This is a genomic window from Mucilaginibacter sp. (assembly GCF_028288225.1).
In the GTDB taxonomy this organism is placed as follows: domain Bacteria; phylum Bacteroidota; class Bacteroidia; order Sphingobacteriales; family Sphingobacteriaceae; genus Mucilaginibacter.
The window spans coordinates 66950-93621 of record NZ_JAQBOC010000087.1; the positions used below are offsets into that span (position 1 = coordinate 66950).

Annotated in this window: 23 protein-coding genes; 4 read left to right on the top strand and 19 right to left on the bottom strand. The window is 40.8% G+C overall.

Annotated features, from left to right (window positions below):
* Window positions 1-2: 2 nt before the first annotated feature.
* The 15 genes from JWQ54_RS25805 to JWQ54_RS25875 all read right to left on the bottom strand — a co-directional run bounded on the left by JWQ54_RS25805 (window position 3) and on the right by JWQ54_RS25875 (window position 12780).
* Window positions 3-353, bottom strand: a complete 351-nt coding sequence (locus JWQ54_RS25805; RefSeq protein ID WP_299590735.1) for a GPW/gp25 family protein — start codon at window positions 351-353, stop codon at window positions 3-5.
* A 3-nt stretch (window positions 354-356) separates the two neighbouring features.
* On the bottom strand, window positions 357-677 hold the full coding sequence (locus JWQ54_RS25810) for a hypothetical protein (protein ID WP_299590737.1): 321 nt from the start codon (window positions 675-677) through the stop codon (window positions 357-359).
* Window positions 678-682: 5 nt separating this feature from the next.
* The gene (locus tag JWQ54_RS25815) at window positions 683-1207 is read right to left on the bottom strand and encodes a phage baseplate assembly protein V (protein ID WP_299590739.1); all 525 of its coding nucleotides are present in this window, start codon (window positions 1205-1207) and stop codon (window positions 683-685) included.
* On the bottom strand, window positions 1204-2331 hold the full coding sequence (locus tag JWQ54_RS25820; protein ID WP_299590740.1) for a hypothetical protein: 1128 nt from the start codon (window positions 2329-2331) through the stop codon (window positions 1204-1206). The genes JWQ54_RS25815 and JWQ54_RS25820 overlap by 4 nt, the downstream gene beginning before the upstream one ends.
* Window positions 2324-2686: a hypothetical protein gene (locus JWQ54_RS25825; RefSeq protein ID WP_299590742.1), complete on the bottom strand. Its 363-nt coding sequence runs from the start codon at window positions 2684-2686 to the stop codon at window positions 2324-2326. The genes JWQ54_RS25820 and JWQ54_RS25825 overlap by 8 nt, the downstream gene beginning before the upstream one ends.
* The gene (locus JWQ54_RS25830) at window positions 2683-3336 is read right to left on the bottom strand and encodes a hypothetical protein (RefSeq protein WP_299590744.1); all 654 of its coding nucleotides are present in this window, start codon (window positions 3334-3336) and stop codon (window positions 2683-2685) included. The genes JWQ54_RS25825 and JWQ54_RS25830 overlap by 4 nt, the downstream gene beginning before the upstream one ends.
* Window positions 3337-3350: 14 nt before the next feature.
* Entirely contained in the window at window positions 3351-3629 is a 279-nt protein-coding gene (locus JWQ54_RS25835; RefSeq protein ID WP_299590745.1) for a hypothetical protein, read from the bottom strand.
* The gene (locus JWQ54_RS25840; RefSeq protein ID WP_299590746.1) at window positions 3629-5602 is read right to left on the bottom strand and encodes an AAA family ATPase; all 1974 of its coding nucleotides are present in this window, start codon (window positions 5600-5602) and stop codon (window positions 3629-3631) included. Before JWQ54_RS25840 ends, JWQ54_RS25835 begins: the two co-directional genes overlap by 1 nt.
* Window positions 5599-6924: a DUF4255 domain-containing protein gene (locus JWQ54_RS25845; RefSeq protein WP_299590747.1), complete on the bottom strand. Its 1326-nt coding sequence runs from the start codon at window positions 6922-6924 to the stop codon at window positions 5599-5601. Before JWQ54_RS25845 ends, JWQ54_RS25840 begins: the two co-directional genes overlap by 4 nt.
* Window positions 6921-7724 (bottom strand): hypothetical protein, encoded by an 804-nt coding sequence (locus JWQ54_RS25850; RefSeq protein WP_299590748.1) that lies wholly within the window; start codon window positions 7722-7724, stop codon window positions 6921-6923. The genes JWQ54_RS25845 and JWQ54_RS25850 overlap by 4 nt, the downstream gene beginning before the upstream one ends.
* Complete coding sequence (locus tag JWQ54_RS25855) at window positions 7721-8461, bottom strand: hypothetical protein (RefSeq protein ID WP_299590749.1); 741 nt, start codon at window positions 8459-8461, stop codon at window positions 7721-7723. Before JWQ54_RS25855 ends, JWQ54_RS25850 begins: the two co-directional genes overlap by 4 nt.
* Before the next feature lie 12 nt (window positions 8462-8473).
* Window positions 8474-8995: a phage tail protein gene (locus tag JWQ54_RS25860; protein WP_299590751.1), complete on the bottom strand. Its 522-nt coding sequence runs from the start codon at window positions 8993-8995 to the stop codon at window positions 8474-8476.
* Between the two features lie 14 nt (window positions 8996-9009).
* On the bottom strand, window positions 9010-10587 hold the full coding sequence (locus JWQ54_RS25865) for a phage tail sheath C-terminal domain-containing protein (protein ID WP_299590753.1): 1578 nt from the start codon (window positions 10585-10587) through the stop codon (window positions 9010-9012).
* A 58-nt stretch (window positions 10588-10645) separates the two neighbouring features.
* A complete protein-coding gene (locus JWQ54_RS25870; protein WP_299590755.1) occupies window positions 10646-11143 on the bottom strand; it encodes a UpxY family transcription antiterminator in 498 nt (165 codons plus the stop codon).
* A 506-nt stretch (window positions 11144-11649) separates the two neighbouring features.
* Complete coding sequence (locus JWQ54_RS25875; RefSeq protein WP_299590756.1) at window positions 11650-12780, bottom strand: family 20 glycosylhydrolase; 1131 nt, start codon at window positions 12778-12780, stop codon at window positions 11650-11652.
* A gap of 494 nt (window positions 12781-13274) precedes the next feature.
* Here JWQ54_RS25875 and JWQ54_RS25880 point away from each other — a divergent pair, with 494 nt between their 5' ends.
* Window positions 13275-17456 carry a hybrid sensor histidine kinase/response regulator gene (locus tag JWQ54_RS25880; RefSeq protein WP_299590757.1) on the top strand — a complete coding sequence of 1394 codons (4182 nt, stop codon included), beginning with the start codon at window positions 13275-13277 and terminating at the stop codon, window positions 17454-17456.
* A 106-nt stretch (window positions 17457-17562) separates the two neighbouring features.
* Entirely contained in the window at window positions 17563-19125 is a 1563-nt protein-coding gene (locus tag JWQ54_RS25885; RefSeq protein WP_299590758.1) for a M20/M25/M40 family metallo-hydrolase, read from the top strand.
* 64 nt (window positions 19126-19189) lie between these two features.
* Here the strand turns inward: JWQ54_RS25885 and JWQ54_RS25890 are convergent, their stop codons facing one another.
* Both JWQ54_RS25890 and JWQ54_RS25895 read right to left on the bottom strand, forming a co-directional pair.
* Window positions 19190-20131 carry an ADP-ribosylglycohydrolase family protein gene (locus JWQ54_RS25890; protein ID WP_299590759.1) on the bottom strand — a complete coding sequence of 314 codons (942 nt, stop codon included), beginning with the start codon at window positions 20129-20131 and terminating at the stop codon, window positions 19190-19192.
* Window positions 20132-20324: 193 nt separating this feature from the next.
* Window positions 20325-21923: an FAD-dependent oxidoreductase gene (locus JWQ54_RS25895; RefSeq protein ID WP_299590760.1), complete on the bottom strand. Its 1599-nt coding sequence runs from the start codon at window positions 21921-21923 to the stop codon at window positions 20325-20327.
* 285 nt (window positions 21924-22208) lie between these two features.
* Between JWQ54_RS25895 and JWQ54_RS25900 the strand changes: the two genes are divergently transcribed.
* A complete protein-coding gene (locus tag JWQ54_RS25900) occupies window positions 22209-22409 on the top strand; it encodes a hypothetical protein (RefSeq protein ID WP_299590761.1) in 201 nt (66 codons plus the stop codon).
* A 20-nt stretch (window positions 22410-22429) separates the two neighbouring features.
* Here the strand turns inward: JWQ54_RS25900 and JWQ54_RS25905 are convergent, their stop codons facing one another.
* The gene (locus tag JWQ54_RS25905; RefSeq protein ID WP_299590763.1) at window positions 22430-22648 is read right to left on the bottom strand and encodes a hypothetical protein; all 219 of its coding nucleotides are present in this window, start codon (window positions 22646-22648) and stop codon (window positions 22430-22432) included.
* Between the two features lie 31 nt (window positions 22649-22679).
* On the opposite strand from JWQ54_RS25905, the gene JWQ54_RS25910 reads away from it, so the two are divergent.
* Window positions 22680-23054 (top strand): LiaF domain-containing protein, encoded by a 375-nt coding sequence (locus JWQ54_RS25910; protein WP_299590764.1) that lies wholly within the window; start codon window positions 22680-22682, stop codon window positions 23052-23054.
* 47 nt (window positions 23055-23101) lie between these two features.
* Here JWQ54_RS25910 and JWQ54_RS25915 read toward each other — a convergent pair whose 3' ends face one another.
* On the bottom strand, window positions 23102-26428 hold the full coding sequence (locus JWQ54_RS25915; RefSeq protein WP_299590766.1) for a DUF5107 domain-containing protein: 3327 nt from the start codon (window positions 26426-26428) through the stop codon (window positions 23102-23104).
* Window positions 26429-26672: the final 244 nt, after the last annotated feature.

Below are 26672 nucleotides of genomic sequence, written 5' to 3' on the forward strand. Positions count from 1 at the left end.
TTTTAGCTGGTAAATTGAACAGTATAATTTTGTTGCGTACTGCGTATGGTATAACTAACCACTACTTCTAAAACAGCATCAATTGTGTTTACTTGTACGCTATTTATTTCTATTAAATGCCCAAGCCATTGTTGCAACGATCCCTGAACCAAAAATTGCGTGGTAGCTGCCATTTCGTTACTATTGGGTTCAAAAACAAGCTTTAGTAACCCACTTCCAAAATCAGGGCGATTAACACGCTCGCCCGGGCTTGTAAAAAGCACCTGCTCAATCAACGTACGAATATGTTCTTCGTAGCTTGTTTCAGCAGTCCGGCCCAAATTATTAAACTGATAAGGAAATTTTAAATTCATAATTTAAGATCCTGTTACCCTGGTTTGTGTGGATACAATTAATAAAGGGGTTCCGTTAGGTGCGCAAATTGCCTGGCTATCCAAAAGCAATACCGGTAATCCGCTTGCAAGAACGCGTACGGCGGCAGTAACCCATTGTGCAGTGACACATGGTACGGGCGCTCCCGAAACATTAAACGGACACGCTGCTATTGTATATGGCGCAGCTTGTGTAACAATTGGCTGGCTGCTTACAAACACCCGCGGGCTGGTTACTGTAGGTTGTGCCTGACCACCGTGCGCGCATTGCACCGTTGCACCCATATGAAGTAAAAATCCTGGCATAATGATTATGTGATTGTTAAAGCACCGCTATTAATGTTAATGGTTGGGCCCGTCATTGTGATACTGGCGCCTTTTCCATTCTGGATATAAATCCCCGTGTCGTTTACAATTATGCTGGCACCGGTGGCGCTTTTAAGCATAATCCCCCCGGTAGGCCCCGGAAGATCACTGATCACCAGTGTATTTTGCCCTAACGTTTGCATTACTATATTAGGAGATACCGGTAAACCCGCCTGGGCCAGGGTAGGCACATCAGATGATGTTCCCCAGCGGCACCCCACCCAAACGGGACGGTCGGCGCTGCCGTGTTCAAACTCGACCCAAACGCCAGCGCCAATTGGCGGCACCATGTAAACCCCCATTGGCGGCCCTGTTGGGCCTGCCAGCGGAACACAGGGCTCAGCCCATGAACTCGGTATCAAATCCAATACATCCGGCACTGTTATTAACAGCCGTCCCCGCATATCAGGATCAATATTATTCATAACCGTTCCGCGGTATTTTCCAAAAAAAGGTCCACTTGTACTCATGTTAACACAAAAGGTGTATTTGATATTACCCCGTCGCGCGACAGGGAAAAGTTTTGCTTATATTCCCCCGGTTTAATACTATGTGTAACACTATCAACATAATACATACCGTCGTAAGTGATGCCTGCCCCCCTTACGCCTACCATCATCCTTGATCTGAGTATATTCTGGTATCTCAAGACATTCAGTGATCCCGTACCGCTTACCGCTGCTGAATTGTTCATCAGAAAACCCAGGATCCCTTGTGCAGCTTCATCAGGATCTGCCTGTGCAATATCACTGGCAAACTCAATCTTCGCAGGCGGTGTTGGCCTTGCGCCCATGGGCGGTTTAAAAATATTAATATTCGGTACCGGGATTGGGATCGGGATCTTTTTTGTAATGGGATCCATAATTGTATAGATCCTTACTTTTTTAGCTAAACCATCCAGTGAAAAACTCATACTTTCAACATTGGTTGCACCGTCCATATTTACCGATAGTGCCGGCTGAGGAACAGGAAGGTTCACATCAGGACCAAAATAAGCTATGTTTTGCCCCGGTAAGGGCCCTGATTCTACAAAAAATAAATAGCCGCATTTACTAGCCATTTGTTTTAGGTACTCCCTGTCTGTCATTTTAGGCTGGGTGCTCCAGCTTTCAGTTGGCGACCGGATTAATGAAATAATTGGCGGTATAACTAAAGGCACAATACCTAAAAATGCATATTTAGCCAGTATAAGGTTGATTTGGGCTATTTCGGGCATTGCCGGATAAGGAATTATCATTTCAATAATATCCATGGCTAAACTTAAATCCTCGCCGGTTAGCGTTAAAGTTGATTTACCAGGTTCATTCGATGGTCCTAACTGGTGGTTGGTAACCAGCCCATCCATAATTACATTGGGGATTCCGTTAAGGGTAACAATTAAAATTACCCTTGTTGTAATAGGGTCAAAAAAGCCTGCCGGCAGCAGTGTTGTAACAATACTCGAGTTTTTTCCTGTTAAAAAGCTTATCTGGAACCCGCTCCGGTCTTTACTGCTGGTAACCTGGATATTGCTTAGTGAATCAACCAATACCTTTGGAGCCGGGATTGGTACACCCGGGCCAATTAACATAGTAAGATATATTCCTTTAAGCATTGCTGTTACCCGGGATGCCTTCTGGTAATGTGATTTTTATTTTGCTGCCCGGCTCTTCAATAAGCTCTTCCGGGCGCATGGCATTGTTTGCGTCACATATCTGCCAAAAACGTTCGGGATCGCCAAGATAGCGGTCAGTAACCTGGTCAAGACGTTCGCCCTGTAAAACAGTGTGTTGCTGAAGCTGAAAAAATTGGTCTGCCGGCGGTAAAAATCTGCGGCGCAGATAAGTAATATCATTGCCATTTGCATCCTTCATTGTAGCAGTATCTATACTATAATACCGGCTCCCCGGTGAAAATGCGTTGGTTTTTAACCCGCTTTGCTGTAATAATGATTGAATGGAACTATTCATACAATTGCTTTTATACCCAATTTACTTAAGGAACCTGATATAAACATGGCTGCAAGACGTTCTTTGTTTTGCTGATAGCTCATATACAGGTTACCGCCTTTATTATCAAATCCAAGGTCATCAACATTCAGAACCCGCATACCCAAACTTACCTTCGCCCTTATTGGGTTTAGGTTAACATCAAATGCCTCCTCTGTTATACTAAATTCGGTTATGCGGACCGGGATAATACGATTTGCATTCCAGATAAATAATGTAAGGGCCGATTCCATTGGCGCAATTTCAATTGTACCAGCACGTGAGATATTATTATTAGCTATCAGGTGATCGCTTGCAGGATAGATAATTGTTTCAAGTGCAGCCAGCTGAGGTTGTATACCAACGTTGGTCGTTAATTTATCGGCGGTTTCCAGCTGATCTGTTCCATCAATTTCAGCTTCGAGCTTTATGGTTTCGGTCGGAGGCCCTGTAAGCCGCAATGCTTCTGAACGATTGTTACCATCGCCTCCGGTTCCATGAACCTGCATTGTCCGGGTAAGTGTATCAGGGTTATACTGCAATGCAATAACCCTTAATATCGCTGAAGTTTGGGGATCAACTAATACAATACCTCCTTTAATGAGATAAGGCGAGCCGGTAAATGCTGTCATAAATATAATAGGGGTTATTTCCTGGTTTTGGATTCGCCAAATCCGTTATAAACTTGGTTTGATATTTTGGATGCGAGCGTTTTTAAGCTTGATCCGGTCTTAATGCTAAAGTTTCCGCCCGGTAAATGCTCAAAGTTCCCTCCCGATTTTATCACTTCAGGAAGTCCTCTTTCTTTTATTAAACGGCCCAATTCAAATTCAACGGCTTCTTTTAACCCTTTGGAATCTTTAGGGGCAAAACCGTGAAGCACAATTTTATCTATAGCCAATTCAATATCCCGTTCGGTTTTCATCACCAGTAATTAATTTCTGAACCGCTAAGCATTTTTTCAAGCTTACTATATTCACCCCTTGCGGCACGTGATATATGCCCCATTTGCACCGGCTGACCGTCATGAGCAGCCATAAAAGAGGCGTTCATGGCAATGTTCTTTATATTTCCGCCGGCTACATTTAAACGGGCAAGCTTTTCCAGGTCTAGGTCCCGGGTTGGTGTTTTGTCAGGAAAAACCCGCTTCCAGATCTCAATGCGCTGTGATGTGTCAGGAAACGGAAACTGAACAACAAAACGCAGGCGCCGCAAAAAAGCATTATCCAGGGCGCTTTTCATATTGGTTGTTAATATAGCAAGCCCCCGGTATGATTCCATCCGCTGAAGAAGATAGCTGACCTCAATATTTCCATAACGATCATGGCTGTCCTTTACTTCGCTTCTTCGTCCAAATAATGCATCGGCCTCGTCAAATAACAATATTGAGCCACCATCTTCAGCCGCATCAAAAATCCTTTTCAAATTCTTTTCAGTTTCACCTATATATTTATTTACTACCTGGCTCAGGTCAATACGGTATAGATCAAGTTGTAATTCATTTGCCAAAACCTCTGAGGCCATAGTTTTACCTGTACCGCTTTCGCCATAAAACAGGACACTGATACCTAGTCCTCTTGAACTTACAGCGGCGAAGCCCCAATCATCATAAACTGTATTGCGATGCTGAACGTGAATGGCTATTTCTTTTAAAATTTCCTTTTGCGCCTGGGGAATAATAAGGTCGTCCCATTTTGCAACAGGAATAACTCTTTCTGCAAGTTCATTTATTTGAGGACGTGTCTCGGCACAGCATATATTCCAGATGTTTTTACCATTGATTACTGAATGACCGTTTTGGGAATGATGCTTTGAAGCTTCTGTGGCTGCGAGGCGTATGTTTTTAGCGCTCATATTAAATTGCGATACAAGCCGGGTCAAATCAATTTCCGTATAGTTTAATTCTGGCCTTAGTTGTGATTGCCAAAGCATAAGCTGTTCCTTTGCGGTAGGTTTATTTACATTAAGTACCATTTGCTGCCTTTTTAAGTTCAGGGAAGCGCTGACAGTACTTATAAAAGCTAAACTTTGAACATTCTCGGCAATGCTTGTTACTGACTGCATTGTAGTACGGTCAGTAAGATCACTTTCAAAACAATCAATAAATAAGGCAAACTCATTTAACGCTGATTCGCGGTTCCATAAACGAATAAACTCATTAAGGCTCTTTGCTGCTGGTAAAGTATTTGCATTTACTGAGTATAACTGTAAGCCCATTTTTGATGCAGCGGCTTTAGCAATCGCTCTTTTATCGGCACTTTCACTGCCCACCAGTTGAATTAACTGTGTTATTTCATTTGATTGAGAACAAACGCTAGTTATATGATTTGCCAGGGTTTGCTGTGAAGGAACAAGATCTTCTTCATTTTCAACCATTTCAAGCAATTCTATCAAACGTTCATCAACATAGTTTACACCAGTAAGGTAATGAAGTATTTGCTCATCAATTTTAAAAGGGCTGTTAGCCATTAAGTCTCTAGGATTCAATTCAATAAGACGCCAGTAACGCAGCGGAGATACCGGAGAAAATGCACTCCAGTGAGCATCGGTAAATATATGCAATGCTAATCTGAAGGTTGGTAATACAGATGTTTGAGTGAAGCCTAAAACAAGTTGACCCAGTTCCTCGTCCAACTCAACTCCGGCACATATTAATATAATTTTCCTTTCAAAGGATGATAGATTGAGGATTCTGCAAAGTTCATTAATTGATGCAGGGGCAGGTAATTCAGCTTCGATACGTTCAACATGCTTTTTTGCGGCTAACAGGTCATTTTTAAAATTATCATTATCACCCTGTTGCAAATGAATCCTCATTTCAGCTTTGATCTCGCCAAGTAAAGCAACCAGGTACCGTTGGTTAGCTTCTGTCCAATCAATAAATGTTTGAGCGCTCATGGTAATACAATATTCGGAACATCGTATAATCCTAATCCATTAACAGTTAATGGACTTTCAGCTCCGTCTACCTGGATCCGCACCAGGTATTTTCCGGCTTTTACGCCTTTAACTTTGAAAGTAATGGTTTTAACAGGCACAAATGGAGAAGCTATCGTAAACACTGGGTCTAAAAAGCTGTAAAAATTAGGGTCTTTTGATGGATCTGCAGTAATTTCATTTAATAATAAAACAACTTTTTGTTTTTCGCCTAAAGCAGGCTCAATCTTCAGCACGATATCGGCTGATCTTGGTGTGCTGCCTGAACCTGTAACGTTGTTCACCGCAGCATTAGTAATAAAAGGGCTTAAAATGAATGCCAGGGAATTTGAAATAAAGCCTTTATGCGGTAATTCCGGCGTTCCCATTGCTATGGTATTTACTACCTGTACTCCATGAATTCCTGCTTGCAGTTCACCAGGTAATTTAACAGTGATATTTGAGTCACTTATTTTTGATGCCTCGGGTGTAATGTTAAACTCATCTATCTTTACAAATACATGGTCGGCATATAATGAGGATCCTTGCAGCACGAGATTATAACCTGGTAATATTTTTTGACCTTCGATAACCGGGTCGGTATCAATTTTTTGCGACAAAAGTTTATCAATAGTTGCGTGTTTAAAGGGTAAAACGTATACATTTCTTTCCTTAACCGGTAATGAAGATTTAAATGATTTCTTGCTTTCAATAAGAACCACGGTTATTTTATAAGCTGCTGTAGGTCTGTATTTAGCTTGAAAAGCTGTCCAGAGTTTTGAAAGTTCGTCAACGCTTAATGCCTGGGGGGTGATTTTTATAAGCTCCGCCTGTTGGTCAAGCCCTGATGTTGAAAGTGCTTTTAAATTGGCCGGAAGATCATTTCCCGTGACCGTTTGCGGTGGCGAAAGTGAATTTTTTATGGCGCTTTTGCTAAGCATGGGTGTTTCATGTAATAGCTGCATACCATATCCTAACAAAATTTCTGTATGCAACTCAACAGTTCCATAGGCGGTTAACAAGTAATGAAGATCAAGCGCCAGCGGCGGATTGCTTACCAGATCTCCATTGCTATTTCTTGAAGGCATCCCCTGCGAATTCCAGCCAGGGTTGGGTGAAACCTGGTACATAAACAGGTTAAGCTGGCTATGCTCATTAGCACTTGTATCAATTTTATCAGGAGCTAAAGCCGTAACAATAACGTTTCCACCTACAACCCCGGTGATATCACGATCAATGATCCCATTGTTTAAAAGATCTTTTAAAACGTGAGTAACAGAGGCAATAGCAAGTGCGGTACTCATTTTTTGCTTGAATTTCGCATTTTTAAATAATCATCCAATGACATACGCGGTTCTGCTGCACTTTTATTTTTAGTTAAAACAGCCTGAGGTTCAGAAATTGCCTTTACATCAATTTGTCCTATAGTAACTTTAATGGCAGGTTGTATTGTTGCAGGTTGCTGCTTGCTTTTTAAAGGGATATATTTATCAAAAAAAGCTGTACCCGGATAAGCATTAATTTTTGAATTTTGAAATTCGTTTTTCACTTGTTCAGAAACTGTTGCTTGATCGTTATTCAAAAATGATTTTATCACATGAGCTTTTGAATTTAAAGTAGAATGTTTATCAACGCTCGCCTCTATTATGGTTGATGAGTCTGCATTTACTTTTTTATTGTGGTCATTAATATCAGAGAGCTTTCTTGTTGCACTTTTTACATCCCTGGCAAACTGGTTTACCTCTAAAACATTTTCATCATTGTTTTTTTCCTCCTTTTGTATTGGAACGTTATATTTCGGAGTGATCACTTGTTTTTCAGTTTGCAAGTTGTTATCATCATCCTGTTGGGGTAATGTAATTTGTGGTTTAAGGGTCGCCGGCACATTTTTATTTTCCTGATCATTTGTAATATCCGCAACTGGTTCTTGCTCCGTATTAAAGCCTTGTGTTTTTGAAGCAACGGGGCTATTGGCTTTAAATTCATTTACAGCACTTTTGCCCTGGTTTAAACTTTCAGCTTCAAACATACTTCTGAATCTTGGTCTAATCAGATTTTCAGTATTTATATGACGATTGATCAGGTTATTAACAAAGGAACTCATGCCTGAATTAGTTTAACATACAGTTTACGCCGTTGCTCACTCATGTTCAAAATATCTTTTTCCGACCATCCGAAAGAGGATGCCAGTAAATAAACTTCATGCAGCAAATGGGTTGCCCATATATCTATTTCGGTCCATAAATAAGTAACTATGTCAAATTTTGCTTCCCATTTATTCAAGCAAGCCGGGCAATTTAACAACATACCGATATCGGCCTGGGGATCATCCTTGCTTATTTGCAGGTCAAGTTCCCTTAATAAATCTTTATCCAGGGCTTCTGCTCCTAAAGCCTTGTTATTATACCTTACGTCAACAATACAATCGGTTAATAACTTTTCCGGGTTTAAAAGATAAGCATCTGCCGACTGAGTAACTTTTAACAGGTCATTACTATTGGGAAGCCGGTATTTGATTTCTACATCATTCTTAACAAACCCGAAGTAATTATTTACAGGAAATGAAGGTACAGGTTGTAAATGAAGATCGCTACTATTGATCTCCCATTCAACCATGTTGGAGCAATAAGGACAAGCAGCTGTATTTAAAAGCTTTGTCCCGAAAAGGTATTCACGCAACGTTAATAACATTTCGTCGCGCTCGCCTATACTTAACATTGCCAGTGTTCCGGGAGTTTCTGCAGGCGATGTTTTGGCCAAAAGCAAAAGTGTTTTTTCGATCAGCGTTTGTTCACTGCCTGTCTCCCAAAGCTGTAATAGCCCGGCGGGGGTTATCTGCATTAATGGTTAGGATTATGGTTCAGTAAATGAAGGTTCTGAGGGCTCAACAACTTCATAATCGCGTTCCCATCCCTCATTTTCAAGTTTAATGTGCTGTATGGCTACCGCATTGGCATTGGCGTCCAAATCAGGCATAGCCTGGTATTCAGATACCCAGCAACGGTAAACTTTATAGGCAATAACCAATTGCCCCGCTTCATTATAAAGCTCAATTATTAGATCTTTTCTGAAGTCTTTTAAAGAAACCTCTGACCCCAGACCAGATCCAAAATTCCATACCTTATTTGCCCACTGTTCAAAATTCACATCATGAGTAACCCCCCGTTCCAGTGATATTGCGTCGTACTCAGTGCGGCCGGGTGATTTCCGGCTACTGCTCGGGTCGCCGCCTTCACGATGTTTAACTACTTCCGTGGTTTTCTTTAACCCACCTACTTTGCTAACCCCTAAAACGTATCGCCCATCCCATTTTACACGGAACTTGAAGTTTTTATAAGGATCAAAGCGCTGGGTGTTTACTGTAAACTGTGCCATAATACTCTTATTAATTAAGTGTCTATCTGTCCTGTTAATTGCTGAATTTTTATAAATACAAATTCCGCAGGTTTTAGCGGAGCAAAACCTACCAAAATATTAACCACTCCCTGGTTAATATCATTTTGAGTAGTGGTTTCTTTGTCACATTTAACCAAATATGCATCCCTTGGTGTAGTTCCCTGGAAAGCACCCTGCCTAAAAAGGTTGTGCATAAATGCCCCTACATTTAGTCGTATCTGTGCCCAAAGAGGTTCATCATTAGGTTCAAAAACCACCCATTGGGTTCCCCGATACAGACTCTCTTCTATTAAGAGTGCTGTTCTTCTAACTGCAATATATTTGTAATCATCAGCCAATTGATCGGCCCCTCTTAATGTTCTGGCCCCCCATACGACACTTCCAACGATCGAAAAATTCCTGAGTACATTTATTCCTAACGGATTAAGTTGTCCGTTTTCTTCATCAGTCAGGCTAACGCTTAATCCCTGGATGCCATTTAATGAAGCATCAATGCCAGCCGGAGATTTCCATACCCCGCGTGTTGTATCGGTTCTTGCCATAATTCCGGCTATTAGCCCGCTTGGTACAAAAACATCACTTTGTCCGTCGCGTAATTGATCGGCCTCTTTAATTCTTGGAAAATACAATGCTGCGTTCCTTGAATCCGGGCCATTAAGACCCAGGGCTCCCAAACCGGCTATAGCATTTGCAGGAGCAGTGGCAGCTGTTGCCTCCCATGCAGCCGGCGAATCAACTAAAAGCACAGCCCTTTTTGATACACAAAGTTTCATGGCCTGCTTGTAAACCTGCACATCAGTATCTCCTCCTCGTATAGGCGGTGGGATACACAATAAATTAAACAGGTCAACATTTTTCAAGGCATAGATTCCTGTTTTATTTACTTCACTACCCAAATACTGAGCAGCTGTTAAATCAACTCCATCTGATCCTCCGGCGGCGGCAATTGCGCTAAATCCACTTCCTGGTGGGTTTAAGGGAACACTTGCAACAGGCCTGTTGGCCGGTACAACTCCGTTTACCCTTACCAGCACTGAACTTTGCTGCAAAACTCGTGTAACAAATCTTGGATCATTTACATTTGTAGAAACATTTAAAAATGTCTCTTTTACTCCGCCATCAATATCCTCAAAGACAGTCAAATTAAATAAACGCTTGTCCGGTACTGCACTGTCGGCATCTTTTGTTTGATAGTTGACAGATACTTTGAGGCTGTTTCCCCAGCTGCCATTACTGGCCACCTTAAGAACCAAAGTACCAAGCGGGCTGCCAATTGTTGGCAGATTGATGGTTGAAGGTGTTGCGCCATTTTCAACACGGACAATTATTGCCTGACTTCCACCATTCAGGTAGAAATCTTTTACAGCATACCCCAACATGCTTTTAACCCACAATCCCCCGAACGTGCGTTCAAAATCAGAAAAACTATTGATAGTGACAGGCTGATTGGCAGGCGCTTTTAAGGCTGAACCAATAAAGGCTGTTATAGAAGTAGCTACTCCTATAATTGTACGTACACCGCTGGGGATTTCCTGTACATATACGCCTGGATAAGTTGGTTGTACTGACATATTTAATTTATTAAATTTTAATGATTACAATATTTAATTAAACCCGTTGATGCAGGTGTTACATTTTTCTTAAGCAAGAAGTACAAACTTCAAGAGATAATGACTGGTTAATGGATTTTAGTTGTATCCCAAATCTATTTTTTCCCCGCTTAGAGAATAACTTTCCTTGTAACCCCGTAAAGGGACCGTTTATGATCATTACATCATCGCCCTGCACAAGATTAGGCTCAACTTCAAAAGCAGTATTTTCGAAGCGCATTATATTTTGGATCTCATCATTTGAAACCACCGCCGGCTTACCGCCAAATACAATGAATTTTAATATCCCGCTAATGTTGTACAGGTTGCCACGTTCTTTTTCGGTAGTATTAATAAAAACATAATTAGGGAACAGCGGAATATGCAACTCTTTTTTTCGGTCGCTCCATTGGCGAATAACGCGTTGCATAGGCAGATATGCCTTTATGCTTTTCTTAATAAGCTCTTTGAGAATTTTTTTTTCAAGATTCGGAAAGGTGTAAATAACATACCAATTTGCTTTAATTTCAGCTTCCATGTTTTGAAATGATATATTAAAACTTCTGTTAAATTATTAGTCATCACGTGGCTTCGCCGAAGGCTTGTCACATCCTTGTTGAAATTTCAAGGCGAATTGTTAGTTATGTAGTTGTTAGAAGAAAGGCTTTTGTAGTAAATATTTAATCAGAGCGACGATAATAATATTAAAAAATGACAATGATTTAAGTGTAAATAGAATCGAATACCTTTATAATTAAATATTAACTAATAACTAAAGTTGAGCATTCCATGCCCTTAATGCAATAGCTACTTGTAGCTATTTTATGGTTATTTTAAAAGAAGGTATTCTGAATTTCTAAATGTTAAGAGCGCGAATCCTTATGGTTTTACAGTAAGGTATAAGACAGGAAAACTTACCGAATAAAATTTAAATCCATTGTAATGTTTTAAAACTGCACGATAAAAAGTATAAAAAAAATAGCCTACAGTCTACCCATAGCTTTTTATAGCAAAATCGACATTAACATCGCATATAAAATCCTGCTATTTCGCTGCAGCAGTTTGCTCTACCTGCGCTATCTTATCAAACATAACCCTGAATGTGTTCCATGGGGTTTTATCACCGGCGGCGGGGTTTACTGTTTTTCCGTAATACCCGTCGAGAAACTGAACCGGCGATGACCATACAGTCTCTGCGATCCCGTAAAACCGTCCTTTAAGCTCCTTACCTGATATATCTCTTGAACGGTAAAGGCTTTCTACCTGGCTTACCGCCACCTGCGGACGGTTCCATGCACAGGTTACTACCCTGAGGCCTTTCATCGCAAAGTAAACTGCTGTTTGGTTATCCTGATCATATTGCCAGTCGCAAATCACCACATCGCGGGGGATCATGTCAATGGCCTTATAAGTATTGTTATAACTGGCTGCCCACTCACCAATACCTGTAGTTCTTCCGTCTATCAAACGATCACCCCAGATCCATAGTTCCCGGTTCTGTTCAGCAAGGTGATCACGGATCGTTTGTACTTCATTAGCAAAAAGAACCGCTTTATCCCTGCCTGCGCAACGAGGACATTTATCTTCGCCCAAATAAAAAACCTCATCCATCCCTGCATGGAAAGCTTTTGCTTCAAATATATCCATTATCTCATCCACCAGGTCGAACACAACTTTGTGCACGCCAGGATGAAGCGGACAATAGCTTTTACAGTATAAACCATCTGCATTTGGCCATTTATATTCAGCGGCGGTGGCCGGCATTTTTACCCATGGGTTTTCATCAAATTCCGGGTAAACTTTCAATAACATTCCTGTTTTACTAGCCCACGACTGGTGCCCCAGCAGATTGATCTGTGGAATAATGCTGATGTTGTTCTTTTTACAAGCCTCGACCAGCTTTCTGACATCGCCTTTTGACAGGCATATTGAATCCCGAAGTTCCGGGTGGCTTTTAAATTGATAATTGAAATCAACCCGCAGGATCAATGTATTTACCTTACGCGGCGCCAGTTCTTCATTAATAAATTTAACAAAATCCGCTACACCATTAGGCCGGGGTGCTGCAATGGCAAATCCTTTTACCTGGTATAAACTATCCGCATTTTGCCGGGCGAATGCATTGCAGCCAAATAAACTAATCATTAATAACAGTAAGTATTTGTATTTTCTCATTTTAGTTAAAGGTTATTGGTTAAACATACAAATGGGCTTATAACAGTTAAATTTCTTAATAGAAATTATCTGTACAAGTTAAATAAAAATTTAAAATTACTTTGAAATATTGCATACTGAGCTGCGGATAAGTATTTACCTGTATAAATAACACAAAATCATTTCAATCCCTCAATAAATATTATAAAACTATTTTAACTTAATTACCCGGATTACGTATTAAAATATAAAGCCTAATTATTTTAACATATAGTAATCTGAATAAAAATTTGGTTAACATTGATTTCCAATTATTTATTGATCGTGCCGAAAATGAGTACGGCAGGGAGCCTTGATAATATTCACTAAAAGTATGGTCAATAAAAACACTGGGTTTACCTGGAATTCCAAAGATGCAATTGCAGAACGCTTGATGATTAGATTAAATTAAAGAAATTTTAACTATGTATAAAAGGTATAAAAAATTTAATTTTCTTTTCACAATCGTGTGTGTGATGGGGTTTACATTTCCGTTTAACAGTTACTCCCAAAATGAAAGCCTGAAATTTTTACATGTTGGTACAAGTGAGGGTTTGTCACAGATAAACGTAAATAATATTATGCAGGACAGTCGCGGATTTATGTGGATAGCTACCCGCAATGGCTTAAACCGGTATGATGGCTATCAATTTATCACCTACAGGTATGATGCGAAAGATACTACGTCTTTAAGTAATAACATGATTACTGACATTGCTGAAGATAAGAATGGGAACATATGGCTGGCTACGCAAAATGGTTTAAATATGTACCAAAGAAAAACCGGCCGCTTTATAAGGTTTATGCATGATAACAATAACCCTAAATCTATTGCTAATAATATTATTAACCGGCTTACATTTGATGACGATGATTTATGGCTTGCGACTCAAAATGGCGGGCTCGATCGTTATGATATAAAGAAGAATATATTTTATCATCATATTCATTCAGAAATAAATGCAGAGAGCCTGAGCAATAATAATGCACGCGCTGTATTTAAGGATGCACAACATAATATTTGGGTGGGTACAGCAATAGGGGGATTAAATTTGTATAATAAAAAGAACAATACATTTTCCAAATTCCTTTATCACGATCCAATATCAAAAGCAGTCAGCGGTAATAACATCATCTCTATTTTTGAAGATAAGCAACATTATTTATGGATTGGCACCCAGGACGATGGGCTTTACTTGTTTGACAGACAGCATAAAACCTTTAAACGGTTTAAACATGATATAAAAAATGTTAACAGCCTCTCGGGCAATACTATTTATAGCTTAAATGACGATGAAGATGGAAATTTGTGGATAGGTACAGAAAATGGTGGTTTGTGTATATTAAACAAACGATCAGGTGTTTTTCATACTTACCAGCACGATGAAATTGATAATAACAGCATTAATGGCAATTCAGTGTATGCTATCTGTAAAGATAAAACCTTTAATATGTGGGTTGGTTCATTTGGCGGGGGTATTAACCTGTCAAAAAAAACCACATCAACCTTTGCTCTTTACAGGCATAACAGTAACCAGCAAAGCCTGTCTAATAATTACGTGCTCGATTTGGCAGAAGATAAAAATAATAACATTTGGATAGGAACAGACGGTGGCGGGCTAAACATGTTTAACCCAAAAACTAGAAACTTCACTACTTATAAACAACAGCCAGAAGGAAAAAATGGCATAACCGGCAATTATGTGTTAGTTGTAAGACCGGACAATATGGATAAATTATGGATTGGTACCTGGGGAGACGGGCTAAGCATAATGGACCCAAAGACACATATTTTCAAAAATTTTAAACATGATCCCGCAAAACCACAGGGTATTGGAGGGAACAATATTTATTACATTTTACACAGTAGCAACAAAAAGACATGGATAAGTACATTTAATGAAGGATTGGATTGTTATGACGGGGCAACAAATAGCTTTAAACATTACAAGTTTAATATCAATGACCCTGGCAGTATAAGCAGTGACAGGGTATATTCAATGCTTGAGGACAAAAAGGGAAACTTATGGATAGGGACCTCAGATGGTGGTTTAGATCTTTTTAACAGCACGACTGATAAATTTGAACATTTTATTCATGATGAAAAAAGAAACAGCATTAGCAACAATGGGGTAACCGACATTTTTGAAGACAGCAAGGGAAGATTATGGGTGACTACCTTATCGGGCCTTGATCTGTTTGATCCGGTTAGTAAGCATTTTACCATTTTCTCAAAAAAAGACGGTTTGCCAAGTGATATTATATACGCGATAAGAGAGGACAACTTTGGTAAATTATGGATAAGCACCAATGGTGGCCTATCTAAATTTAATGCTGAAAAAAGAATATTCAACAATTACACAGTAGAGGATGGCCTTCAGGGCGATGAATTTAAGCCACATTCGGCGTTAAAGGACCATAGCGGAAATATTTATTTTGGGGGGATTAATGGTTTTAATAAATTTTCTCCGTCCCGCGTGGTAAATACAACGATTTTTGCCCCCCTGGTGATCACGTCGTTCCAATTATTTAACAAACAACTTTCAATAGCTAAAGATTCAGCTGATCTATCGCCTTTAAAAAATGATATTACTGATACAAAAAGCTTAACCTTATCCTATAAACAGTCGGTATTTTCATTTGAATTTTCAGCATTGGATTATGCATCACCAGAAAGAAAGCAATATGCTTATTTTCTGGAAGGTTTTGATACGGAATGGAATTATATAGGTAGTCACCATGCTGCATCCTATACTAATCTTTCCCCGGGTACGTACCATGTTAAGTTAAAGTACAGGAATAGCCAGGGTGCCTGGTCACCGGTTACATCACCTTTGCAAATAACAATTATACCTCCGTTTTGGTTAACCTGGTGGTTTGACACCTTAGCCGTGCTGGGTGTTATTGGCGCCATTTACCGGCTGTTTAAATATCGTATCCACTCCATACAAAAGCAAAAGGTCAATCTTGAAATACAGGTAAAAGAGCGTACAGAGAGCATGGCACAACTTACTATTGAAGAGCGTAAATCGCGTGAGCAAGCCGAGAAAGCCAGGGAGGAGGCGGAAACCGCCAGGGAAGAGGCTGAAAAAGCCAGGGAGGAAGCAGAAAATGCCAATAAAGCAAAAAGTATATTCCTGGCAACAATGAGCCATGAGATAAGAACACCTATGAATGGCGTTATTGGCATGGCTAATTTATTGTCAAATACGGAGCTAACAACAGAGCAAAATGAGTATACCGAGATTATAAAAAGTTCAGGCGATGCCCTATTGGCGGTGATCAATGATATTCTTGATTTTTCGAAGATCGAATCGGGGAATATAGAAATTGAAGAACATGATTTTGATATCAGGGATTGTGTAGAAAGTGTATTGGATCTGTTTGCTGAAAAAGCATCCCATCTAAACATTGACCTAATCTATCAAATTGAACCGGAAGTTCCTGATCATATCATTGCCGATTCAATGCGTTTGAGACAGGTTTTAATAAACCTTATAGGGAATGCAATAAAGTTTACCAGCGAAGGAGAAATTTTTATACACGTAAGCGCATTGGCATTAAAAAACAATGAACTTGAATTATCATTTACAGTTCGTGATACCGGTATAGGGATACCTGAAAATAAATTGAGCAGGCTCTTTAAGGCGTTCTCACAAGTTGATTCAAGCACAACCAGGAAATACGGCGGTACAGGCCTTGGCTTAGTAATTAGTGAAAAGCTGATTAATTTAATGGGAGGAAGTATTGATGTAAAAAGTGAACTGGGAGTTGGTACTACATTTAGTTTCACTATTAAAACTAAAGTTGGCGTAACAGTCCCCCTGCCCTATAATCAATTAAATGGAGTAGGACTTGAAAATAAACTCATACTGGTTGTTGACGATAATGCTACCAATCGTATTATAATGGAAACGCAGCTAAAGCAATGGAAGTATAAACCCTTAATTGCCAGATCCGGTGCAGAGGCTTTGGCAATTTTATCTTCACAAAAGATAGACCTGGTAATATCCGATTTGAACATGCCGGAAATGGATGGGATTAAACTGGCAAAGAAAATAAAAGAAACAAGGGCTGATCTGCCTATAATATTATTGAGTTCTGTTGATAATCAGCAAAGCAAGCTGGAAGCCAAATTATTCAATGTCGTTTTAACTAAACCAGCAAAGCATAACGTGCTTTACAAGCATATTATTGAACAGTTAAAAAGTGACAAAAACTTTTCTCAAAATACCAAATCAGAAAATGGCCAATTGTCAAAAGATACGGCGCTTCAGTTTCCAATGAACATTTTGATTGCTGAAGACAATATAGTGAATCAAAAAGTTGCCTTACATATTCTTCAAAAAATGGGTTATCAACCCGGCATAGTAAGTAATGGTATTGAAGCGATGGAAGCTGTGCACAAACAGAAATACGACCTTATCCTGATGGATATACAAATGCCTGAAATGGATGGGTTTGAAGCTACCCGGCTAATCAGGGAGCAATTGAGCGCGCAACCATTTATAATAGCTATGACAGCTAACGCCATGGCGGAAGATAAAGAAGCCTGTATGCAGGCCGGAATGGACGATTATTTGAGCAAACCCATGAAACTTGCTGAAATAATAACGTTATTAGAGAAATACGGAAGAAAAATTAAGGATCAAGCATAGTTGTTGCAATTACTATTTTTCAATTTATCCTGGGGGTAATTATTAGCTTGTATACCATACATAGAATAAATTATACCACTTCTCTCCTTTTTTATAAATTAGATTTATGAAAACAACCTATACCCAATCCCGATTAAACCTATGGCAAAGGGTAATGCCATTTGTTTTAGGTGTAATGCTCTGCAGTGGCATCGCATCAGCACAATCAAATAAACCTGTTATTGACAGTATAATGGCCGAAGAAACCAATAACTCGCAATTGGAGAAAATGGCACATGAGCTTTTTGATGGCGTTGGTCCCCGTTTGGTAGGTACACCACAAATGAAAGAGGCTAATGACTGGGCTGTAGCCAAATATAAAAGCTGGAACATCCCCGCCCATAACGAAAAATGGGGTGAATGGCGCGGCTGGGAACGTGGGATCTCTCACATTGATATGGTTTCACCACGGGTAAAATCACTGGAAGGCACCCAACTGGCCTGGAGCCCGGGAATGGGTAAAAAGACAGTTACCGCCGGAATAATTATTCTACCTGATTTAGCTGACTCTGTTGCTTTTCAGCAATGGCTGTCAAATGTTAAGGGCAAATTTGTAATGATCTCTATGTGCCAGCCAACCGGCAGGCCCGATTATAACTGGAAGGAATTTGCCACAACGGAATCATTCGATAAAATGAAAAAAGAGCGCACCGTCATGACGGATGCCTGGCGCAAACGCATCAGCAAAACCGGATTTACCAACAAAACACTGCCTGTGGCCCTTGAAAAAGCCGGCGCTGTGGGGATATTGACCAATAACTGGTCGGCGGGTTTTGGGGTTGATAAGATCTTTGGCGCTTATACTAAAATAGTTCCTACGGTTGATATTGGTTTGGAAGATTACGGGATGCTTTACCGCTTGACTGAATCGGGCAGCAGTCCAAAGATCAGTGTGCACACCGAATCAAAAGAGTTAGGTGTAGTGCCAACCTTTAATACCATTGCCGAAATAAAAGGCAGCGAAAAACCTGATGAATATGTAATGCTCAGCGCCCACTTCGACTCATGGGATGGCGGCACCGGCGCTACAGATAACGGTACCGGCACCTTAACCATGATGGAGGCCATGCGTTTATTAAAGAAATATTATCCCCACCCAAAACGCACCATACTGGTTGGTCATTGGGGTAGTGAAGAGGAAGGATTGAACGGCTCCCGCGCCTTTGTGGAGGACCACCCGGAAATAGTGAAAAACTTGCAGGCACTGTTTAACCAGGATAACGGCACCGGCCGCGTAGTAAACCTGGCCGGGCAGGGCTATGTTGAAGCCAAGGATTACCTTACCCGCTGGCTCGCCGCAGTACCCGATACCATTAAGAACCGCATAAAAACAACTTTCCCCGGCACACCCGGCGGCGGCGGCTCTGACTTTGCCTCGTTTGTAGCAGTTGGCGCACCCGGCTTTTCGTTGAGCTCGCTTAACTGGTCGTACGGCTCATACACCTGGCACACTAATCGCGATACGTATGACAAAGTTGTTTTTGACGACCTGCGCAATAATGCCATGCTTGCTGCCATGCTTGCTTATATGGCTAGTGAAGATCCGGCTAAAACAGTAAATACAAAAACTGAGGGAATTAAATGGCCGGTGCAGGTGAAAGCGACACGGAGGGGTGGGTTGGATAAGTAATTAAATGAGGACTGATATTTGAAGCCTTTCAGCGGAAGTTGGAAGGCTTTAAACATTAATCAACTCATCCATATTTCAGGCTTAATTTATCTGCTAAGCCTTCTATATCTTTTACTCTTGCCAATTGATTTAACCAACTTACTGGTATTGAATTATATCCATATAAAATCCCAGCAAGTCCGCCTGTAACTGCAGCTGTTGTGTCTGTATCATTGCCAAGGTTTACTGCTTTTAACACAGCATCTTTATAATTATCTGTATTTAGCAAGCACCACAAACTTGCTTCTAATGTGTGGATAACATATCCGGTGCTTTGAATTTCTTCTTCTTCCAAATCAAAAATATTAGCTCTAAGTAATCTATTAAATAAGAATACTTCCTCCGGATTCAATGAGTTTAGTTCTAAGAAATTTGCAACCTCACTTTTTAAATTTTCATAAATCAAGAATTTATCAACGCCCAACAGAATTTGTTGCGCGAATTCTAAATAGTAAAAACATGCAATTACCGACCGAATGTGCCCGTGTGTTATAGATGATACTAGTTTCGTTATTTCGTATCGTTCTTCAATGGGTTTCTCTTGTATATAAAACAATAAAGGTAGTATGCGCATCAGACTTCCGTTACCATTTGAAGAAACCTCAAATCCTCCGGCTAAATCAGGTCTGCATCCTTTTAACAGCCTATTAATTGCTTGTTGCGTTGCCATACCAATATCAAAAACCACCCCGGTTGCTGTCCAATAATTTTCGTATAGCCACGATATAAAATTGTCTGCGATTTGTTCGATACTAAAATCCTTTGTTAATGCTTCAGCCAGGCAAAATGTTAAAGAACTATCATCTGACCATGTACCTGCCGGAACATGGTGTGTTCCAAATCCCGTCATAGCGGTTACAGGATTTAACGCTCTTTCGGCTCTCGTTTCAAACTCTACCGGTACACCGAGCGCATCACCTACAGCTATACCTAATAAAACATCCTTAAAAAAGTCTCTGTTGTTCATCAATTTTAAATATAGAATTTAGGATGCATAGATGTCGCTTTATTTCAAAGTTTACTATATTAAATTGGGGATCAACAAAAAATAGCCTTCTTTCAAAGGCTGTTTTTTATCTTGCGGCTGGTTATTCCACACAATTAACCCAATACACCACAGGGTCCGCCATGCGAGACCCTGCGGAAACGGGAGGTATATTTTACTTCTTATTAATCTTCTTCAACATTATATCCGCCGTTTGCAAAGCGCCTTCAACCCAGCCCTGGGCATCGGAGTAGGCTTCGCCGCAGATGTAAAGCTGTAAATTATCAATCGGCTGGGTAATCTGATCCCGCACTTCCGAGCTTTTTACGCCGATATTCCAGCTGTTCCAGCCGCCACCAAAGGGGTCTTCGCCCCAATCGCGGAAGGCTGCATTTTTAACAACCGGGGTATGGCTCAGGCCGTGCATTAGTTGCAATTGCCTGGCTACTTCATCCACCATGGCAGCTGGGGCTTTGTATTCAAACCAATCAAGATCGGCCTTATCACTTTTTTCTTCACCTAAAAAGGGGCCCTCAATTTTAGCGTGAGCAAGTCCCTCGGCCCAGGCCTGTTTACGTTGCGGGCGCAGACCATCCCAAAAACCAATGTTGTTGCCATCGTCATAGCTGGCCAGCAGCATTGATTCGCCTTTTGTGGCGGGCTTACCGTTATTTTTTGGCCAATAATACGTTTGTCTTACCGGCAGATCGGTAACGCTCCTGCCCGACTCTACCGGGACAAATTTGCCTGTTGCTTTATCCGTATAACCGGCCGCCATCCACCATGGATTTGCATATGTGGTAAACAATTTAAACAGTGGACGCGGCGTAACACTGCCGATCAGCTGTTTTATTTGCTGCAGCGATTGACTGCCCGGCGCAAGCAGATCAAGCGAGCGGCGCGGCATGGCCAGGATCAATGAATCCGCAACAACTGTACTGTCTTTAAAAGCTAAATGAAACTTACCATCAATGGTTTCAAAGCTGTTCAATTTGGTGTTCAAATGGATCTCGCCGCCCAATTGAACAAAAAAATCAGCCAATGTTTTAGGGATCTGCTGAAAGCCTTTTTTAAATCCTTTATATTGCGGCACTATGCCAAAATCTGTCAGGAACCACGGAATAGCATCGGCAGCGTTCCAGTTGGATAGGGTTGAGTTGTACCCGCCCGCATCCATGCCAAATTGATAAGCTTCACCGCTGATAACACGGTATAACACATTCCAAAAGCCTTGCTTATAAAGCGGTTCACCGGCAAATATGGTTTGCTGCGCCATGTGGCGTCTTTCCTCTTCGGTTAGCTTGGGATTGGTGATCCCGGGTACAATTTGCTCAATTGCATTTACAATGATGCCCCCCGGCGAGCCGCCTTTTTCAAGGAAAGATAGCTTATAAGGCACCTTATCAGGATTCGATGAAAAATCCGATAGTCTTAAATATACACCCCGCAGGTAAGCTATGTTTTGATTCTCATCAACCGGAAAATCGTATAATTCTATCTGCTTATCGTCCGGAAGCTGCTTGTTTAATTTTTTTATCAGCGCAACGATTAGCGGCTGGGCATTTTCGAGAATGCGCATTCCACCAAGCTCTGCTACCATTTCGGGGATATTGGGCGGCACAACAGATAGCAAACGACCGCCAATATGGTCGCCGCCTTCAAATACAACAATTTTTTTTGCCGGGTATTTTTGTTTAAGCTTCCAGGCGCTGTAAACACCCGAAACACCGCCGCCCACAATGGCGATGTCAATAGTCTCATTTTTTTTCATCATGAATCCTCGTTGCGGAGAGGAGCCGTTGTTAAAGGTTTTAGGATTAAATAATACAGCTTAATGCCTTTATTCAAATATTAGCTTTTTTACCGATTTATGCCTGTTTTATTTAAAAATATTTCAAATTATGTAAAGCCACGCGCGTCTGATCGGCGAAAACAGGTTCCACTATAATTTACCGTCAAAATCCCTGCACTCACCGAGAACTTCTCCCCTCCCGCAAGGTTCTGCTTTTCACTACAAAAACCATCCATTAGTTTTGAGCAACATTTAAATTTTAAGATCATGAATAATCAAGCAGCATCAATTATCCTTAGCAAGGATGATTATATAAATACAACCGATAGTTTTACCGGTACAAACGAGGAGGCTCAAACAGCTATTCCTGAAGTTTCGCGGGGACCACATGAAAGTAAAACAGCAGGGTCATGGAATTGGCGGCAGGAAACAGACACCGCGGAACTCTTTGTAGCAATGTGGGGATAAACCACTGTTAGGCTATATATTTATATACAACAAAGCCACCCCAAGGTGGCTTTGTTGTATAGCAAACAATAATATTGCGAATTGGTGAAAGCCAGTGTTTTAAAATCTATCAAACTAAACATAAATGAATTTATACCGGTGAAACGATGTATAATTAATTTTACCGGCATAACCCCCTCATTTACCGACATCTTCTCCCCTTCTGCAAGCTTTATCTTCTCATCCTTAAGCGCTTCCATTAGTTTTGGTCAACATTAAAATTTAAAGATCATGAACAATCAAGCAGCATATATTTTCGCCAACGATGATTATATAAATACAACCACCGTTTTCGGAGGTATAAAAAAGACCGTTATTTCAAAAGATTTCAGGGGCTGTAAAGTCAGCAACTTATTTGGCAGCACCGAACTGGATTTCACCCATGCCGACCTTGCGGGTGTTGCTATTCTTGACATTTCACAAGGCTTTGGTGAAGTTAAAATAACCGTACCGCAGGATTGGTGGATAGAAACAGACACCACCCAGATTTTTGCAACGATTGAGGATAAACGAACCTATACGATGGAAGCCTGCAACTCAAAAAAGATCCTGGTGTTAAGAGGGACATCTGTTTTTGGAGTTGTTGAAATTTTAAGCAGCCTGTAGCATTAATACTATAACAGAGAAGGCACAAAGAGCGCCGTGATCCAAGATCACAGATCTTTTGCCATCTCCAAATGCACCTTGCTTCCTGAATGTGCAGCATCCATTTCAAGTACCTTTGTAAACATTTGGATTGCTTCAGCTGATCTTTCAAGACCAAAGTAACCTAAACCCTGAATAAAATAGGCATGAATGCGGTTGCGCAGATCCGGGTCATCATCAAATATCAACAGATTGGGAAGCGAGACGGCAAAGTAATCAAGCTTTATTTCATCAGCTACATGCTCAATGCCGTATGCAACCAGTTTGTTAAAAACAGTATTCGCTAATTCATTATTACCCAGTTTTTTATGGGCCAATCCCTGGTAAAAGATCTTATCAGGCGGCTGGTCGTTATAGAATATGGCGGCTGACGGTTCGCTTAATCCTTTGGTAGCTTTTATAAAATATCCGTTTGCTTTTTCATTTTTATCTAACCCTGCGGATGCACAACCCAGCCAATAATCAATATCATTTTCCTGTGCACCGTAAAGTTTGCCTTCGCCTAAATTATGCGGATAGGTTTGGGCTCTTTCTAAATATGCAATGGCTTTTTCATGCTGTTTTTGTTTGATAAAATGCTTTGCCAATTGAACCAGGCTTAAGAGGTATTGATAAGAAACCTTTCCTTCCCCTCCCTCCCAGGGATGGAATTTCCGTGCTTCAATTAAACGGAGAGCGGTTTCGTAATCCCCGGCAAAGTTATACAGGCTAAGGCGTTCCAAATAAATATCATCGCGTTGTTCTGTTATAGCAAGATGATCTTCCAAAAACTGTAATCTTTGTGCCGGCGCCCGGTTCAGTCTTTTATAGAGCTGATCCAGTTCCATTAATACTCGTGCATCGTTAGGATCAAGAGCAAATGCCTTTTCATAACAGTTTAGCGCCTTTTGAGCTTCGTTTTGTTTATTAAAATAAGCTATGCCAAGGTTACGATGAACCGTTGGAAATGTATCATCCAGGCGAGCCGAAGTTTCCCAGCATTTTATCGCATCTGCATATTGCCGCTTATCATAAAACAGGTTGCCTAGGTAATAGGGCGCTTTTGCATCGGTTGGGTTTATTTCAAATGCCAGTTGCAGGATCTTTATTTCAATTAACCGGTTTGGAAAACACAAATATGGATTGGCTATAGCCGCTTTATTAAACCATTCTTTAGCCTTTTGATGATCGCCTGATTTATAGCTAAACCAACCCAAACTATAAAACACCATAGGATTGGTATCAGGTTCCTTCACGGCATATTCCAAAAGCTCACCAGCTTCTTCATATAAACCTGCCGCAGCATAATCCAATGCATATTCCAGCAGGTTTCGCTCATCTCCCCGTGAAAGTATCAGCAGTTCTTCTATCAATCGCTTCGCTTTATCATCCTGGTGATTTAATTTGCTGATCAATGCTTTTTCAAAAAGCGCTCCCAGGTTAAATCTGTCGAGCTTCAAAGCTTCACTAACAGTTTGCAGCGCGCTATCAAGGTGCAGCAGCTTCCGATAGGCTGCTACTTTTATTACCCAGGCCTTGCTGTTGTTACGGTTTCTATCTAAGGCCTGGCAAATATGCTCCAAAGCCTTCTCATAATGGCCTCTTTTCAGATCTATCAATGCCACAGAAAAATAACCGCTATCTTTCCAGGCATTGCTCCAGGTAGCTTTATAAAAAGCTTCATAAGCCTCATTATCCCGTTCAAGATAGGTTAAACATAATCCCAGGTTATAATATGGCTCGCTATCGTACGGGTTGGGATTGCGTTGGGTTATCGTTTCAATTGCCTTCCTGAAATATGCCTCACTTTTGGCAAACTGCCCCTTACTTAGCAACCATTTACCCATTGCATCATTACTCCTGATGTCAGACGGATCGCGCTGTAAAGCTTCTTCATAATAATCTACCGGATTATAGGTTGCATGGCGGTATTGCTCCAAATGCTGTCCGGTTAAAAACAATTGCTCTGTGCTTATAATTTCCTGCGGAGATAAGGCGGCCTTTGCAGGTTGCGGAAGCTCGTTTTTACAATTAGCTACCGGTTCATATTTGAGCAGCTCCTTTCCATCCGTAGAAGAGACTTTTATTAACAGCTCATTTTCATCAAGATCATGTTTAATGGCCCATTCTTTATTAAAGATCACCTCTGGTGAAACCGTTATTGTCTCTTTGTACAATTCCTGCCCTTTTATAGACAAGCTTAGTGTTATATTCTCATGTACGGATGTGGCGTATACTTTTACGGTTACCTTATTCCCAGCTTTATCGGCTGCCAACAGGATGTCTTTACTTGCATTTTTTATCATGCCAAGCTCCCGGTAAGGCATAAAATATTGAGTGAATGATTTTTCCTCGTATGGCATCAGCCAGCTAAAATCCGGCTGGTTATCAGTAAATACACCCGTCATCAGTTCAATATAGGGACCATCCTCATCGGTAAGGTTTCTGTCCCAGGCCTGGCCGAAATCGCTATGCCCCCAGGTCCATTGTTTTTTACCCGGCGAAATATGGTGATCCGCAACATGCAGTAAACCGCCTTTGCTATCATGCTCATAGCCTCCAACAAAATCATAATCTGAATTAATAGCCATGTATGATGTAGGTACCGGGATATTTTTATACATGGAAATATCCGTTCCCGGTGAATAGTCGACCTTATAATAGGTACCGGTAGCAATTGGGAAATCTGATACATCGCGCTTACCGTGATCAAAAACAGCATTAACATCCGGCGGAAAAACTGATTGGTAGTGATCATTGACCTTCACAGCCGGGTTGGCCCACCATAAAAAGGTTTGCGGCAGGCCGGTGCGGTTATACAATTTTGCACTGATCTCGATATATGCTTTATCCGGGTATAATGTAAATCCCGCCATGCCTTTGGTATGGAACATTTTTTCTACTTCATTAACCCATACGGTTTTACTGCCATCGGGATTTTCGGCTAAAGTATAATCGACCGGCTCAAAGGTGCTTGGGCGATGATGTTGGGGCCAGTTAAACTCAATCCCGCCCGAGATCCAAGGACCGGTTAAGCCTACCAGTGCCGGCTTAATAACCTGGTTATAATAGATGAAATGCCTTTGTTTAATTTTGTCATAAGCCATCTGGATGCGCCCGCCAAGCTCTGGCAGGATCATTATTTTGAGATATTTATTTTCTAAAAACAACCCAATGTATTCTTTATCGGTCTTTTCATCCTCAATCTTTTCAATAACCGGGTTTGGATATACCACGCCACTGCTTCCCTGGTATACCCGCTTTTCAAAAAACATGGGGTTTTTATCTGGTTTGCCTATGCCATAAGTTGGTATAATCACCTTTTCTTCCCAAACTGATACCGCTAAATCATTCATTATTATTAAATTATTATAATATACTCATTGCCGCCCCACTTAAATCCTCTCCAAAGGAGAGGACTTGAACTTCGCGCTTCTTTTGACCCGTCTCCTTTGGAGAGGCGCAAAGCGTTCCATTTTTACAAACTGACCTTCCCTAAAATAAGTTGACAGTTTTTAAATACAATTATAGAAGGTTTATGTTAAAGAAAACGTTGTTGTTTCTTTGTAGTGTTTGAATGTGGGAAACTCCTTCAGTTTT

Coding starts and splice junctions, on each gene's coding strand:
- JWQ54_RS25805 (WP_299590735.1), bottom strand. CDS start 353: ATGAATTTAAAATTTCCTTATCAGTTTAATAATTTGGGCCGGACTGCT.
- JWQ54_RS25810 (WP_299590737.1), bottom strand. CDS start 677: ATGCCAGGATTTTTACTTCATATGGGTGCAACGGTGCAATGCGCGCAC.
- JWQ54_RS25815 (WP_299590739.1), bottom strand. CDS start 1,207: ATGAGTACAAGTGGACCTTTTTTTGGAAAATACCGCGGAACGGTTATG.
- JWQ54_RS25820 (WP_299590740.1), bottom strand. CDS start 2,331: ATGCTTAAAGGAATATATCTTACTATGTTAATTGGCCCGGGTGTACCA.
- JWQ54_RS25825 (WP_299590742.1), bottom strand. CDS start 2,686: ATGAATAGTTCCATTCAATCATTATTACAGCAAAGCGGGTTAAAAACC.
- JWQ54_RS25830 (WP_299590744.1), bottom strand. CDS start 3,336: ATGACAGCATTTACCGGCTCGCCTTATCTCATTAAAGGAGGTATTGTA.
- JWQ54_RS25835 (WP_299590745.1), bottom strand. CDS start 3,629: ATGAAAACCGAACGGGATATTGAATTGGCTATAGATAAAATTGTGCTT.
- JWQ54_RS25840 (WP_299590746.1), bottom strand. CDS start 5,602: ATGAGCGCTCAAACATTTATTGATTGGACAGAAGCTAACCAACGGTAC.
- JWQ54_RS25845 (WP_299590747.1), bottom strand. CDS start 6,924: ATGAGTACCGCACTTGCTATTGCCTCTGTTACTCACGTTTTAAAAGAT.
- JWQ54_RS25850 (WP_299590748.1), bottom strand. CDS start 7,724: ATGAGTTCCTTTGTTAATAACCTGATCAATCGTCATATAAATACTGAA.
- JWQ54_RS25855 (WP_299590749.1), bottom strand. CDS start 8,461: ATGCAGATAACCCCCGCCGGGCTATTACAGCTTTGGGAGACAGGCAGT.
- JWQ54_RS25860 (WP_299590751.1), bottom strand. CDS start 8,995: ATGGCACAGTTTACAGTAAACACCCAGCGCTTTGATCCTTATAAAAAC.
- JWQ54_RS25865 (WP_299590753.1), bottom strand. CDS start 10,587: ATGTCAGTACAACCAACTTATCCAGGCGTATATGTACAGGAAATCCCC.
- JWQ54_RS25870 (WP_299590755.1), bottom strand. CDS start 11,143: ATGGAAGCTGAAATTAAAGCAAATTGGTATGTTATTTACACCTTTCCG.
- JWQ54_RS25875 (WP_299590756.1), bottom strand. CDS start 12,780: ATGAGAAAATACAAATACTTACTGTTATTAATGATTAGTTTATTTGGC.
- JWQ54_RS25880 (WP_299590757.1), top strand. CDS start 13,275: ATGGGGTTTACATTTCCGTTTAACAGTTACTCCCAAAATGAAAGCCTG.
- JWQ54_RS25885 (WP_299590758.1), top strand. CDS start 17,563: ATGAAAACAACCTATACCCAATCCCGATTAAACCTATGGCAAAGGGTA.
- JWQ54_RS25890 (WP_299590759.1), bottom strand. CDS start 20,131: ATGAACAACAGAGACTTTTTTAAGGATGTTTTATTAGGTATAGCTGTA.
- JWQ54_RS25895 (WP_299590760.1), bottom strand. CDS start 21,923: ATGATGAAAAAAAATGAGACTATTGACATCGCCATTGTGGGCGGCGGT.
- JWQ54_RS25900 (WP_299590761.1), top strand. CDS start 22,209: ATGAATAATCAAGCAGCATCAATTATCCTTAGCAAGGATGATTATATA.
- JWQ54_RS25905 (WP_299590763.1), bottom strand. CDS start 22,648: ATGGAAGCGCTTAAGGATGAGAAGATAAAGCTTGCAGAAGGGGAGAAG.
- JWQ54_RS25910 (WP_299590764.1), top strand. CDS start 22,680: ATGAACAATCAAGCAGCATATATTTTCGCCAACGATGATTATATAAAT.
- JWQ54_RS25915 (WP_299590766.1), bottom strand. CDS start 26,428: ATGAATGATTTAGCGGTATCAGTTTGGGAAGAAAAGGTGATTATACCA.